Source organism: Candidatus Allofournierella excrementigallinarum (genome assembly GCF_944388085.1).
GTDB classification, from domain to species: Bacteria; Bacillota; Clostridia; order Oscillospirales; family Ruminococcaceae; genus Allofournierella_A; species Allofournierella_A excrementigallinarum.
Genome location: NZ_CALXHK010000022.1, coordinates 1 through 13,030 on the forward strand (window position 1 = coordinate 1; position 13,030 = coordinate 13,030).

13 protein-coding genes and 1 tRNA gene are annotated in these 13,030 nt (G+C 63.8%); 4 read left to right on the top strand and 10 right to left on the bottom strand.

Annotation, left to right across the window (positions count from 1 at the left end):
* Positions 1–373: ABC transporter ATP-binding protein (locus ACH2AT_RS05700; RefSeq protein WP_394964234.1), on the bottom strand; the 373-nt coding region annotated here is incomplete at its 3' end.
* Positions 374–501: 128 nt separating this feature from the next.
* On the opposite strand from ACH2AT_RS05700, the gene ACH2AT_RS05705 reads away from it, so the two are divergent.
* Together ACH2AT_RS05705 and nagB are read left to right on the top strand one after the other, a co-directional pair.
* Positions 502–1,287, top strand: a complete 786-nt coding sequence (locus tag ACH2AT_RS05705; protein WP_394964235.1) for a helix-turn-helix transcriptional regulator — start codon at positions 502–504, stop codon at positions 1,285–1,287.
* 130 nt (positions 1,288–1,417) lie between these two features.
* The gene (gene nagB / locus ACH2AT_RS05710) at positions 1,418–2,155 is read left to right on the top strand and encodes a glucosamine-6-phosphate deaminase (protein WP_394964236.1); all 738 of its coding nucleotides are present in this window, start codon (positions 1,418–1,420) and stop codon (positions 2,153–2,155) included.
* Between the two features lie 473 nt (positions 2,156–2,628).
* Here the strand turns inward: nagB and ACH2AT_RS05715 are convergent.
* A tRNA-Tyr gene (locus tag ACH2AT_RS05715) sits at positions 2,629–2,714 on the bottom strand.
* 228 nt (positions 2,715–2,942) lie between these two features.
* Here ACH2AT_RS05715 and ACH2AT_RS05720 point away from each other — a divergent pair.
* Entirely contained in the window at positions 2,943–4,313 is a 1,371-nt protein-coding gene (locus tag ACH2AT_RS05720; protein ID WP_394964237.1) for a citrate/2-methylcitrate synthase, read from the top strand.
* Positions 4,314–4,512: 199 nt separating this feature from the next.
* Here ACH2AT_RS05720 and ACH2AT_RS05725 read toward each other — a convergent pair whose 3' ends face one another.
* Genes ACH2AT_RS05725 through rsxC form a run of 6 tightly spaced genes read right to left on the bottom strand, consistent with a single transcriptional unit; the run spans position 4,513 to position 10,091 of the window.
* Entirely contained in the window at positions 4,513–5,301 is a 789-nt protein-coding gene (locus tag ACH2AT_RS05725; RefSeq protein WP_394964238.1) for an RnfABCDGE type electron transport complex subunit B, read from the bottom strand.
* A 13-nt stretch (positions 5,302–5,314) separates the two neighbouring features.
* Positions 5,315–5,932 carry an RnfABCDGE type electron transport complex subunit A gene (locus ACH2AT_RS05730; RefSeq protein ID WP_330056570.1) on the bottom strand — a complete coding sequence of 206 codons (618 nt, stop codon included), beginning with the start codon at positions 5,930–5,932 and terminating at the stop codon, positions 5,315–5,317.
* A complete protein-coding gene (locus ACH2AT_RS05735; RefSeq protein ID WP_330056572.1) occupies positions 5,932–6,600 on the bottom strand; it encodes an electron transport complex subunit E in 669 nt (222 codons plus the stop codon). Before ACH2AT_RS05735 ends, ACH2AT_RS05730 begins: the two co-directional genes overlap by 1 nt.
* 20 nt (positions 6,601–6,620) lie before the next feature.
* Positions 6,621–7,784, bottom strand: a complete 1,164-nt coding sequence (locus ACH2AT_RS05740) for an FMN-binding protein (RefSeq protein WP_394964239.1) — start codon at positions 7,782–7,784, stop codon at positions 6,621–6,623.
* Positions 7,781–8,779 carry an RnfABCDGE type electron transport complex subunit D gene (locus tag ACH2AT_RS05745; protein ID WP_394964240.1) on the bottom strand — a complete coding sequence of 333 codons (999 nt, stop codon included), beginning with the start codon at positions 8,777–8,779 and terminating at the stop codon, positions 7,781–7,783. Before ACH2AT_RS05745 ends, ACH2AT_RS05740 begins: the two co-directional genes overlap by 4 nt.
* A 1-nt stretch (position 8,780) precedes the next feature.
* Positions 8,781–10,091 (bottom strand): electron transport complex subunit RsxC, encoded by a 1,311-nt coding sequence (rsxC, locus tag ACH2AT_RS05750; protein WP_394964241.1) that lies wholly within the window; start codon positions 10,089–10,091, stop codon positions 8,781–8,783.
* A gap of 278 nt (positions 10,092–10,369) precedes the next feature.
* Between rsxC and ACH2AT_RS05755 the strand changes: the two genes are divergently transcribed.
* Positions 10,370–10,501 (top strand): hypothetical protein, encoded by a 132-nt coding sequence (locus tag ACH2AT_RS05755; RefSeq protein ID WP_394964242.1) that lies wholly within the window; start codon positions 10,370–10,372, stop codon positions 10,499–10,501.
* A 66-nt stretch (positions 10,502–10,567) separates the two neighbouring features.
* On the opposite strand, the gene ACH2AT_RS05760 is transcribed toward ACH2AT_RS05755, so the two are convergent.
* Together ACH2AT_RS05760 and ACH2AT_RS05765 are read right to left on the bottom strand one after the other, a co-directional pair.
* Positions 10,568–12,238 carry a hypothetical protein gene (locus ACH2AT_RS05760; RefSeq protein WP_394964243.1) on the bottom strand — a complete coding sequence of 557 codons (1,671 nt, stop codon included), beginning with the start codon at positions 12,236–12,238 and terminating at the stop codon, positions 10,568–10,570.
* Entirely contained in the window at positions 12,235–13,005 is a 771-nt protein-coding gene (locus tag ACH2AT_RS05765; RefSeq protein WP_394964244.1) for a hypothetical protein, read from the bottom strand. Before ACH2AT_RS05765 ends, ACH2AT_RS05760 begins: the two co-directional genes overlap by 4 nt.
* Between the last annotated feature and the right edge of the window lie 25 nt (positions 13,006–13,030).

The following is a 13,030-nucleotide window of genomic DNA, read 5'->3' on the forward strand; positions in this document are numbered from 1 at the left end:
CGATCTCCAGGATCTTGGCGGCCTCATGGACGCGCTTGTCGATCTCGTCCTTCGGGGTCTTGCGCAGCTCCAGGCCAAAGGCCATGTTCTTGTACACGGTCATGTGGGGATACAGGGCGTAGTTCTGGAACACCATGGCGATGTCGCGGTCCTTCGGGGGAACGTCGTTCACCAGGCGGTCGCCGATGTACAGCTCGCCCTTGCTGATCTCTTCCAGGCCGGCGATCATGCGCAGGGTGGTGGACTTGCCGCAGCCGGAGGGTCCGACCAGAATGATGAACTCCTTGTCCGCGATCTCCAGGTTGAAGTCTTTGACGGCGGTCACATCGCCGGGATAGATCTTGTAGATGTGCTGTAAGCTGATGCTTGCCATTGGCGTAAACTCCCTTTCTTTGATTGTTCATTTGTTGATGTGGTTGACCCCACATTCACCATCTATTATAATAATATCAGACTTTTTTAGGATTGAAATAGCATTTTATTGATGTGTGGTGTTGAAAATTGATTTTTGACTGCGAACGGGTGGCGCGGCTGGAGGAAGTGGCGGACGAGCAGTTCGGCCTGCCTTTGACCCTGAGAGGCGGCGGCCTGTGGGCGGGGGTGCTTTCCAGCGGGCGGTGCGCTCTGGACGGGGACGAGGCCCGGCTGGCGGGGGCGGGCAGCCTTCTGTTGGCGGCGGGGCCGGTGCGCCTTGTGCCCGCCGAAAGCTGCCATCTGCTGGCGGTGCGTCTGGGAGGGCTGGCCGCCCAGATGTTTCTGGAAGGGCTGGAAAAGCCCATGTTTGCCGCCGGGGCAAGCTGCCCCGGAGCGGCGGGGCTGGTGGCCGCGCTGGCCGAGGCGGGGCGGGCGCTGCAAAGCGAATTGTGCTACCGGCTTTTGTGCGAGCTGGCCGGGGCGGACGCGGCGGGCGCGGCCCTGCCGCCGCTGGTGGCCGAAGCGGCGGCCCAGATCCGCCAGCACTACGCCGGGCTGTACGGCGTGGAGGAGCTGAGCGAGGAGCTGGGGGTGAGCAAGAGCCACCTGGTGCGCGCCTTCAAGGCGGCCATGGGGATCACGCCCGGGCAGTACCTCACCGGGGTGCGGCTGGAGGCGGCAAAGCTGCTGCTGGCAAGGCGGGAGTACCCCCTGGAGGTGGTGGCGAGCCTGTGCGGTTTTTCCGGCGCGAACTATCTGTGCCGGGTGTTCAAAAAAGCCACCGGCCAGACGCCCGCCGCCTTCCGGGCCGCCGCGGCGGCGGACGAAGCGATGAGCCAGCCCCTGCCGCTGGAGAAGGAGCTGTATGTGTGAGGGCGAAGTGCAAAAAATAAAGCCTTTCGGGGCTTTTCTTTTGGGCACAAAGCCAGTATGATTAAAATAGACACGCACGGCCGCGGGAAGGCGGCGGGCGAAAAAATTTGCAAAGAACGGAGTGTTTACCATGAACGTCGTCGTGACCAAAAGCTATGATGAGAGCTGCGCCTATGTGGCCGACATGATCTGCAAGCTGGTGAACGAAAAGCCCGACTGCAAGCTGGGCCTTGCCACCGGCGGCACCCCCGTGCCCATGTACAAAAAACTCATCGAGGCCAACAAGGCCGGCAAGGTGGATTTCTCCAGGGTGCGCACGGTGAATCTGGACGAATACTGCGGCATCCCCGCCACCCACGACCAGAGCTACCGCTACTTCATGAACACCAACCTGTTCGACCACATCAACATCGACAAGGCCAACACCTACGTTGCCCAGGGCATGGGCGATGCCGAGGCCAACGCCGCCGCGCTGGAGGCCAAGGTGCGGGAGGGCGGCGTGGCCGACCTGCAGCTGCTGGGCATCGGCAACAACGGCCACATCGCCTTCAACGAGGCGGCGGACGTGCTGCACGCCACCGCCCACATCGAAAAGCTGACCGAGAGCACCATCCAGGCCAACTCCCGCTTCTTCGAGAAGAAGGAAGACGTGCCCACCACCGCCATCACCATGGGCATGGGCGACATCCTGGCCGCCAAGTGCGTGGTGCTCATCGCCACCGGCCTGGCCAAGACCGACGCCATCCGGGGCCTGGTGATGGACGACGCCATCACCACCCGCAACCCCAGCACCATGCTGAAAATGCACGAAAACGTGTATGTGGTCATCGACCAGGAGCTGGCCGACGCCGTGGGCTACAAGGGCTGAGGCTTTTTTGCCGCCCGGGCCGCCGCTGTGAAAAACAGCGGCGGCCTTTTTGCGCCCCGCCCTTCCCCTGGCTTGCGCCATCCTTCTGCATAATGGCGGCGGGGTTCGCTCTGCCGCGGGCCGCGGGCCGGGGCAAAGCTGTTCTCAAGCCTGTCCCGACCGCAAAGCAAAATCCCCCCGCCGGGATACGGCTAAAGGGGCCCCCGCGAAAATTTGCGCAGCAAAATTTCGTGGGGAAGTGAGGAGCAGCAGTGCGAGCGCGCGGCGAATTTTTGTAAAAAAAAATTCGTCGCAAGCGATGCGACGCTTGCGACGAACTGGTGGGAGCGGGTGGATTCGCAAGCCGCGCACTGAAAAACAGCCCACCGGGCTGTTTTTCCCCGGCCCCCGGGGCCGGGACGTGCTGTTCTCATCTCACCCGCTCATGCCACTAACAAAATCCCCCTGCCGGGATACGGCAGGGGGGATTTTGTTGGTGGGAGCGGGTGGATTCGAACCACCGAAGCAATTATGCAACAGATTTACAGTCTGCCCCCATTGGCCGCTCGGGAACACTCCCACATGTTTCCGCGCTCAATCGAGTGCTTATCTATTATAGCAAGGGGGCAGGAAAAATGCAAGCGTTTTTTTCATTTTTCCGCCGCTTTTTTCTTGCCCGGCGGGGTTTGTGCGGTGCGTTCAAAAATTCGTCACATCTCAATTGCCATTCTGTGGTATAATTGTAAAATAGAATATTATTTTCAATGCAGAATGCGGTGGACGCCGCAGGGAAAAGGAGGCGTTTATCATGGCGGAATTTTCGGATTACTCCCGCATCACCCCCGAACTGGAGGCGCTGGCGGCGGTGTGCCTTTCCAACAACCAGATCAACAAAGAGGACTATGTGCGCTACAACGTCAAGCGCGGCCTGCGCGATCTGGACGGCACCGGCGTGCTGGCAGGCCTGACCGAGATCAGCGAGATCATCAGCAGCAGGGTGGTGGACGGCAAAAAGGTGCCCTGCGAGGGCGAACTGTACTACCGCGGCTACCCGGTGGAAAAGCTCACCGGCGGCTTCATCCGCGACCAGCGCTTCGGCTTTGAGGAGACGGCCTATCTTTTGATGTTCGGCCAGCTGCCCACCGCAGAGCAGCTGAAGGCCTTCAACGAGCAGCTGGCCTTCTACCGCAGCCTGCCCACCAACTTCGTGCGGGACGTCATTCTCAAGGCCCCCAGCAGCGACATGATGAACACCCTGGCCCGGTGCGTGCTGACCATGGCCAGCTACGACGACAAGCCGGACGACATCAGCCTGCCCAACGTGGTGCGCCAGTGCATCGACCTCATTGCCATCTTCCCGCTCATCTCGGTGTATGCCTACCAGGCCTACAACCACTACAAGAACGGCAACAGCCTCTACATCCACACCCCGCGGCCGGACCTGTCCACCGCGGAGAACATCCTCACCCTGCTGCGGCCGGACGGCCGGTACACCACGCTGGAGGCCCACATCCTGGACCTGTGCCTGGTGCTGCACGCGGAGCACGGCGGCGGCAACAACTCCACCTTCACCACCCACGTGGTCACCAGTTCCGGCACCGACACCTACAGCTGCATGGCCGCCGCGCTGGCCAGCCTGAAGGGCCCCCGCCACGGCGGCGCCAACATCAAGGTGGTGCAGATGTTCGAGGACCTGAAGGCCAGCGTGAAGGACTGGGCCGACGAGGACGAGATCCGCGCCTACCTGCTGGGCTGTCTGGAGGGCCAGCGCTTCGACAAGAGCGGCCTCATCTATGGCATGGGCCACGCGGTGTATTCCATCAGCGACCCCCGCGCCACCCTGCTGCGGGGCTTTGTGGAGCAGCTCTCGGAAGAAAAGCACATGCACGAGGAATACGCCCTCTACTCCGCCGTGGAGCGCCTTGCGCCCCAGGTCATCAGCGAAAAGCGCAAAATCTACAAGGGCGTTTCCGCCAACGTAGACTTCTACAGCGGCTTCGTTTACCGCATGCTGGGCCTGCCCACCGAACTGTTCACCCCCATCTTTGCCATCGCCCGCGTGGCGGGCTGGAGCGCCCACCGCATGGAGGAGCTCATCAACATGGGCAAGATCATCCGCCCGGCCTACATGGCGGTGCAGCCCCATCGGGAGTATGTGCCCATGGACCAGCGGGGCTGAGCATTCTAAGGAGGCGTTGCGGCTGTTTCTCCCTATTTCATGGAGCTGTTCAACGCCGGCCTGGCGCTGCAACAGGCAGCCTGCATCCTTGTCATTCTGGCCTGCCTCAAAAAAACTGAAAAGTGGTTTTCCAGCCAATAGAAAGACCCGCCCCGGGAAGAAGTTCCGGGGCGGGTCTTATTTGCTTTCAGCTCGGCCTTCAGGCGCGCACGATGACGTGCTTGGGGCAGACTTCCACGCACTGGCCGCAGCCGGTGCACTTGGAATAGTCGATGCTGGCCAGGAAGTTGGTGACCTTGATGGCCTCGCTGGGGCAGGTCTTCTGGCACTTCATGCAGCCGATGCAGCCGGTCTGACACTCCTTCATGACCACGGGGCCCTTCTCGGTGTTGTGGCACAGCACCAGGGGCTTGGCCTCCATGTCAGAGGCCATCTCGATGACGCTCTTGGGGCAGGCAGCGGCGCAGGCGCCGCAGCCGGTGCACTTCTCGGGGTCCACTTTGGCGATGCCGTCCACCACATGGATGGCGTCGAACTTGCAGGCCTTGACGCAGTCGCCCAGGCCAAGGCACCCGTAGGCGCAGGCCTTGGGGCCGCCATACAGAGCGGCGGCGGCGGCGCAGCTGGAAACGCCGTGGTAATCGAAGATCTGGGTGCAGACGCCGGGCTTGCCCTGGCAGCGCACGGTGGCGCGCACAGCGGCGGTGGCGCCGGCCTCCACGCCCATGACGGCGGCCACGTCGGCGGCAGCCTTGGCGCCGCCGGGCACGCACTTATTCACAGGCGCGCCGCCTTCCACAATGGCCTTGGCGTAGTCGGCGCAACCGGCGTAGCCGCAGGCGCCGCAGTTGGCGCCGGGCAGGCAGGAGGTCACTTCGCCGATGCGGGGGTCCTCCTCCACGGCCATGAACTTGGCGGCCAGCACCAGGATCACAGAGCCCAGAAGGCCGGCCACAGTAACGATGGCAATAGCAAGTGCAATGTTCATCTCAGCCGCCTCCTCACACAGTTCCAAAGATGTTCTCGACGATGCCGCCGAAGCCGCCAAAGCTCAAAGCAGCCACCGAGGCGGCCACCAGGGTGATGGGCAGGCCTTCAAAGCACTTGGGGGGCTGAGCGTCCTCCAGGCGCTTGCGCACGCCGCTGAACATCACCATGGCCAGCATGAAGCCGACGCCCGCGCCCACGGCGCACACCATGCTCTCGGCGAAGTTGTAGCCGTTGTCGATGTTCAGCACGGTAACGCCCAGCACGGCGCAGTTGGTGGTGATCAGGGGCAGGTAAACGCCCAGGGCCTTGTGCAGGGGAGGCATGAATTTCTTCATGATGACCTCCACCAGCTGCACCAGCACCGCAATGACCAGGATAAAGACGATGGTCTGCAGGTAGCCCAGGTCCCATTTGAGGGTGCCGTCGGCGTTCACCGGGGTCAGCAGGTAGGTCTGGATGGGCCAGGTCACCGCAGTGGCCAGCGCCATGACGAAGATAACGGCGCAGCTCATGCCGAAGGCGGAGTCCAGCTTTTTAGACACGCCCAGGAAGGGGCAGATGCCCAAAAACTGCACCAGAACGTAGTTGTTCACCAAAATCATGGTGAAGAAAATAGCAGCCAAAGCCATTATTCACAGCCCCCTTTCGCGCCACAGGCGCCCTTGGAGGGGCAGCCCTCGCAGCCCACGCTGCGCTTTCTCCGGTCGCCCAGCTTGGTCTCGATGAAGACCACCAGCGCCATCAGCAGGCCGAAGGTGAAGAAGCCGCCGGCGGGGCTGGTCATGAAGGTGAAGCGGTCGATGCTCTCGGGGATGATCTGGATGCCGTACCAGGTGCCGGCGCCCAGCACCTCGCGGATGGTGCTCATGAGCAGCAGAGCCAGGGTGAAGCCCAGGCCCATGCCCACGCCGTCCAGCGCGGAATCCACCACGCCGTTCTTGGAGGCGAACATCTCGGCACGGCCCAGGATGATGCAGTTCACCACGATCAGGGGCAGATACACGCCCAGGGCGGCGTCCAGGTCAGGGAAGTAAGCCTTGACCAGGTTCTGCACGATGGTCACGAAGGTGGCGATGACGGTGATGTAAGCCGGCAGGCGCACCTGGCCGGGGATCACCTTGCGCAAAGCAGAGATGGCGATGTTGGAGCAAACCAGCACAAAGGTGGCCGCAAAGCCCATGCCGAAGGCATTGGACACCGCCGTGGTCAGGGCCAGCGTGGGGCAGGTGCCCAGCACAAGGCGGAGCACCGGGTTTTCCTTCACGAGGCCGTCGGTAAGAATTTTCAGTTTACCCATGATTCAAACAGCCTCCTCTCTCAAGATGCGCTGGACGCGCTGGCAGCGGGCACGCTGGCGGCTTCGCTGGTGGTGGAAGCGCTGCTTGCGGCGCTGTCGGCGGGCACGCTGGCGGCTTCGCTGGTGGTGGAAGCGCTGCTTGCGGCGCTGTCGGCAGGCACGCTGGCGGCGCCGCTGGCAGCGGTTTCGCCAGTGCCGGCGTTCGGGTTCAGCAGGGCGATGGCCTGCACGCACTTGCGCACGGCCTTCTTCACGCCCACGGTGGACTGGGTGGAACCGGCCACGGTGTCCACACCGTCCAGGCCGGCCTCATTGGCGATGCCGGTGTACTGGCTCAGGTAGTCCTCGCCGGCGGCCACGTCGCCGATGCCGGCGGTCTGGGTGGAAGCGTCCACCCACACGCCGGTGATGACGCCATTGGCGTCAAAGCCCACGGCGATGGTCATGGGGCTGGTGGCGTACTCCCAGCCCTTGTCCTCGGCGTACAGCACGTAGCTGCCGTCGTCGCCCTGCCAGGCCTCGGTCAGGCCCTCGGGGGCGTCGATCTGGGTCATGGAGGCAGCGCCCGGCGCCAGCATGGCGCGCACTTCCTCGGGGCTGAGGGTCACGGGGCCTTCGTCCACCACGGCGGCCTGGCCCAGAGCCACTTCGTTGAAGCAGTTCATGGCGCTGGTCACAGCGGAGGCGGCGGCCTTGGAGGAAACGGTGGCGCCGGAGATGGCGTCGATGTTGGCGCCCACCTCGGGCGCCTCGCTCATGCCGATGAACTGCTGGATGAAGCTGATACCGTCTTCACTGCCGTCCACCAGCTTCTGGCCGTAGCCGGAAGTCTCGGAGTTGGCCAGGAACTGGATGCCTACGATGGTGCCGTTCGCGTCGAAGCCCACGATCACGGGCACGTCGCCGCCGAAGCCCTTTCCGTAGGCCTGGATGGCCCAGCCGGCGCCGTTGGTGGCCTTCATCACGGCCTGGATGTTGCTGGTCTGGTAATCGGTGACCGCCTCAAAGCCGTCGGCCTCGGGCAGCACGGCGAAGTACGCCTCGTTGGCGGCGGCTTCTTCCTGCGCCTTGATGATGGGGGCCGTCACTTCGTTGACGGCGGCCAGCGCCGCGCTCGCCACCAGGCAGATGGCGCCCAGCACCACAATGGGCTTTACGATGTTGTTCCAGGTGTTGCCTTTCATGCCTTTTCCGCCCCTTTCTTGTGTTTTTTATAGCCCAGGGGCACCTGCCGGGTCAGATCGTTGATGTAGGGCACGAACAGGTTCATGAGCAGGATGGCGTAGGAAACGCCCTCGGCCATGTTGCCGAAAGCCCGGATGCCGAAGGTGATCAGGCCCAGGCCGATGCCAAACACGATCTTGCCCTTCAGGGTGAAGGGGCTGGTGACATAGTCGGTGGCCATGAAGACCGCGCCGAACAGCAGGCCGCCGGCCAGCACCTCGTGCAGCACCAGCATGCCGGCGTCGGCAGCGCCCAGCTCGCCCACGTTGAGCAGGAAGCTGAACAGCGCGTAGCTGCCCACATAGGTAACAGGGATGGTGGCGGTGATGGTGCGGGTGACGAGCAGCCAGGCCAGGCCGATCAGGATGGCCAAAGCGCAGGTCTCGCCCATGACGCCGCCGTGCACGCCCATAAACAGGTCCATCAGCGGGTACTTGCCCACGCCGCCTTCCACCTGCAGGGGGGTGGCGCTGGAGGCGCCGTCAACGCCCATGATCTGCAGGGTGCGGACCGCCTTGGGCGGGTTCACAAAGGCGGTCATGCGGCTGGCGAAGCCTGTGAACAGCACGATACGGGCCACCAGGGCGGGGTTGGCAAAGTTCATGCCGATGCCGCCGAACAGCTGCTTGGTGATGACGATGGCGATGAAGGCGCCCACCACGGCGATCCACAGGGGCATGGACACAGGCATGTTCAGCGCCAGGATCAGGCCGGTGACCACGGCGGAGAGGTCTCCCACCGGGTTGGGCTTTTTCATCAGGCGGCAGTACAGCCACTCGAACACCACACAGGCCGCCACCGTCACACCGCACAGCAGCAGGGTGTTCAGGCCGAAGATGATGGTGCTGGCCACCACGCAGGGCAGCAGCGCGATGATCACGTTCAGCATCAGCTTGCGGGTGCTGGAATTATCCTGGATGTGAGGGGAGGCGGTAACTTTCAGACAGTTTTCCATATTACTTGTTCGCCTCCTTCTTGGCAAAATCCTTGGCCAGGCTCATGGTCTGGGTGACAGGCCGCTTGGCGGGGCAGACATAGCTGCAGCTGCCGCACAGCATGCACAGGTCGACGCAGAGCTTGTCCAGAGCGGCGGCATCCTTGCTGGTGTAGGCGCCGGCGATGACCACAGGCTCCAGGCCCATGGGGCAGGCGTCGATGCAGCGGCCGCAGCGGATGCAGGGCTGAGGCTCGGGCAGGGTGGCCTTCGCCTCGCTGAACACCAGCAGGCCGTTGTTCTGCTTGAGCACCGGGGTGGCGGGGTCGGCCACGGCAACGCCCATCATGGGGCCGCCCATGATCACCTTGCCGACGGTCACGCCCTCTTTCACGCCGCAGAAATCCAGCACCTCCTGGAGGGGGGTGCCCACGATGACCTCCACGTTCTTGGGCTCCTTGACAGCGTCGCCGTCCACGGTCATGCGGCGGGTGATCAGCGGCATGCCGGTGGCCAGATACTTGCCGATGGTGGACACGGTGGTGACGTTCAGCACGATCACGCCCGCGTCGGCGGGCAGGCCGCCCTGCGGCACCTCGCGCCCGGTGACGGACTCGATGAGCACCTTCTCAGCGCCCTGGGGATAGCGGCTGGGCAGAGGCTTGACCTCCACGCCCTCCACGCCCTTGGCCAGGCTGCACATCAGGTCGATGCACTCGGGCTTGTTGCGCTCGATGCCGATGAAGCACTTTTTGATGCCCAGATGCTTCATCACGGCCTCGATGCCGCTCATCACGGTCTCGCTGTTTTCCAGAAATTCCCGGGCGTCGGCAGTCAGGTAAGGCTCGCACTCGGCGCCGTTGATGACCAGGGTGTCCACCGGGGCCTTGGGGCTCAGCTTCACCGCGGTGGGGAAGCCGGCGCCGCCCAGGCCCACAAGGCCGCAGGCCTGCACCGCAGCGATCAGGCTTTCCTTGTCGGTCACGACGGGAGGCTTCACCGCCGGGTCAACGGTCTGCTCACCGTCCGGCTGGATGGTCACCGCCGGGCAGAAGCTGCCGTCGGACAGGCGGACGTTATCCACCCCGGTCACAGTGCCGGAAACGCCGGAGTAGATGTTTGCGCTGACGAAGCCGCCGGCCTGGCCGACCAGGGTGCCCACCTGAACGGCGTCGCCCTTCTTCACCACCGGCGTGCAGGGCGCGCCGATGTGCTGCTGCATGGGAAGGACCACCTTGGTGGGAACGGGCATTTTGACCGTTTCCATCCCGGCGGTTCCCTTCTCATGCGGGACGCGGGCGCCCAGCGCCGCGCGCTTTAGCTTTTTCAACATAAGTTGAACGATCCCCCATTTCTGTTGGTCTCGGGCACCCCGCCGCCCGGCTGGCGGCCGCAAATGCCCATTGTTTTTATTGTAGCATTTTTCTTCCTCAAGTCAACCGTTCCTTGTACGATTTCACAGCGCTTGGCGCCCCATTTTCCGCCTTTGGGCCTGCCGCAAAAACTGTTTGCACAAACAGCCGTGAATGTGGTATACTATGTAGCAGGAGAATTGCACTCAAACGGCGGGCGGCCGCCGCCCGCTTTCGATACAAAAGGAGGTCGCGTTTCATGAAACTGCTTGGCAAACTGGTGATGCTTTTGCTGGCCGCCGGGGCCGTGGTCTTCGGCCTGGCCCTGCTGCGGGAGACCCGGCCCGATTACATCCCGGTGTATGATACCGAGGAGGACGACCTGTTCTGAGCCCCGACGCACAAACGAAGGGACCCGCCGCTTTCGCGGCGGGTCCCTTTTTGTTTTGTTTTGGGGTCACTCCCCCGCTTCGGCTTCCAGTCGGCAGCTGCCCTTGTAAGGTTTTTTCGCGCGGATGGTCAGCGAACCGTCCGCCTCTTCGGTGCAGTCGTACTGCCCGGGCTTCAGCGCCACCTTTTCGGCCACGCCGTCCAGATTTCCGTCGGTGTAAAGGGTGACCTTCAGCGCGCCCTGTGCCGTGCGCTCCGCCTCCAGGCCGGGGCGGTGGAGCTGCAGTTCCAGGGCGCCGGTGGTCTTGAGCAGCCGCCCTGCCTCGTCAAAGGCCCAGGCCACCACCGTGACGAACACCGGCACATGGGGCTTTTTCATCTTCGCGCCGGTGAGGTTCAGCACCAGCGTTGCCTCGTGGGATGCACCCACCACCGCGGGCACCACCGCTTTCAGCCCCTCGGGGCAGATGGCGGTGGGGATGTAGTGCCAGCGCAGGCCCTCGCCGCCGTTCACGGTAAGCCGGATGTCCACCGCCGCGCCTTTGGTGTTCACCAAATCGTCGAAGGGGCGGTAAAAGCTGACCGACACCGAGGGGGTGTCCTCTCCTTCCAGGTCGGGGGCTTCGCTGGAGAGGTCCGGGTCCTCATAATCTTCCCGCCGCCTGGCGAAGGGGGTGTTTTCCAGCACGGAAGAAAGCCCGTTCAGCACCGCGCCGCCCCCAAGGCCCAGGGCCGCCGCGCCGGCAGTGGTGGCCGCCGCCCGCTTGGCGGCGTCGGCGCCCTCCCACACCGGGACGCCGGTGGAAACAGCGTCGGAGCCCACCGGCACCGCCGAGAACGCCAGCCGCAGGGGCGTGTCCTCCAGCCCTTTTACCGTGTGGGTCTCACCCGCCAGCTCCCAGACGGCGGTCATGCGGTTGCCGCTGCCCGCGCCGGGCCAGACCATCTGGCAGTCCAGCCGGGTATCGCCGGCCCAGACGTTGACCGTGTAGACCGGGATATCGCCCCGGTAGGAAGCGCGGAGCACCGCTTCCTGGGGGCTGGCAAGCTGGCTATCCGGGTCTTCCAGCGCCTGCCACACCGCGTCGATGTATTCCTGCGCCGCTTTCCGGGTCTCAAACTGCCATTCCCCGTCCGCCCGCTCCACCTGGGGCAGCGGCAGGGTGGCCACAGCCTCAATGGTGCAGTGCAGTTCCATCTCCGCGCTGCCGGTAAGATCCGGCCATATCTCCGTGGGGTCCTCCCCCGCTTCGATGCGGGCGTTCCTGTTCAGCGCCAGGTCGGTAAAGGTCACCCGCAGAGAGCCCTTGGAAGCGGGCACCGGTCGGGCCACGGTGACTTTTTTTCCGTCGGTCCCCAGGACCAAAAACTCCTCATGCACCGCGTCCTGCTGGCCTTCTCTGCCTTTGTACACCCGTTCCTGATCCAACAGGTCCGTGCGGGCCACGATCCCCCATGAGAAGTACTGCATAGTAGAGCGGGGCACCTGGAAGGTCATATCGCAGGTAAAGGAATAGGTTTCCCCTTTCGTCAGGGTCACAAAGCCGTCCTCCCCCACGTCCGGCCCGCTCAGGACCGTTTGCACATGGCCCGCGGCGCTGTTTCCCTGGGGGCCGAAGCGTATCTGCTCCAGATATTCCCACTGGGTCTCCTCCGCGAACACCGGCGCAGCGAAGGCAAGGCACAGGCCCGCCGCCCCAGCCAGCGCCGAAAGACGGCGTATGATTCTTTTTTTCATTTGCTGCGCACCTCCTTGGCGGGCGCGTCCCCTTTTTTCGTCTTTACAGCCGGCAGCACCAAACAGAACACACCCAGCGCCGCCAGCAGAATGGGCAGGCCCCAGGCCAGCAGCGGCCAGACAAAGGCCGCCTCGAGGTTTTTGGTGCAGGAGACGGGCACCGCCGCCGCCATGCCCACCGCAAAGCCGGCGAAGATGCGGTCAATAAATCCGCGGTTCACCGTGCGCAAGGCCTTTTTGGCCAGCAGCAGGTTCAGCAGGGTGATGAGCAGGCCCCGCTGGCGGGCGATCTGGCCGCCGATGCTCAAAAACAGCGCTACGCAGACCATGCTGTTCACGGCGCTGCCGTCGCCAGTGAGGAAGGGATAGACCGCCAGCGCCGCCGCGCCGCCCAGAAAGCCCGCCGCCAGCATGCGGGGGGAACGGTCCTTCCAGAGCAGTTTCAGGTTGGAATACTGGGGAATGCGGCCAAACAGCTGGGCCTTGGTCTGGGCTTTCAGCTCGTCTTTCACGTTGTCGCGGCGGCGTCCATCCCACTTGCGACGCATCAGCAGCCCGCGGAACAGGCTGTTGAAGCAGATCAGCAGGACGGCCTTGCCGATGACGCCGCCCACCGCGCTGCCCTCCATGCCGGCAAGCGCGCCGGTGAGGAAGTTCAGCGGCCACAGAATGGCCCACTGGATGCCCGCCGCCCGCAGCCAGCTGAGCAGCAACCACAGCACCGCCATAATGGCCGTGGGCGCAAGGCTGGACTTGAGAGTCTCCACAAACGTTTTCCAAAACCCCGGTTTT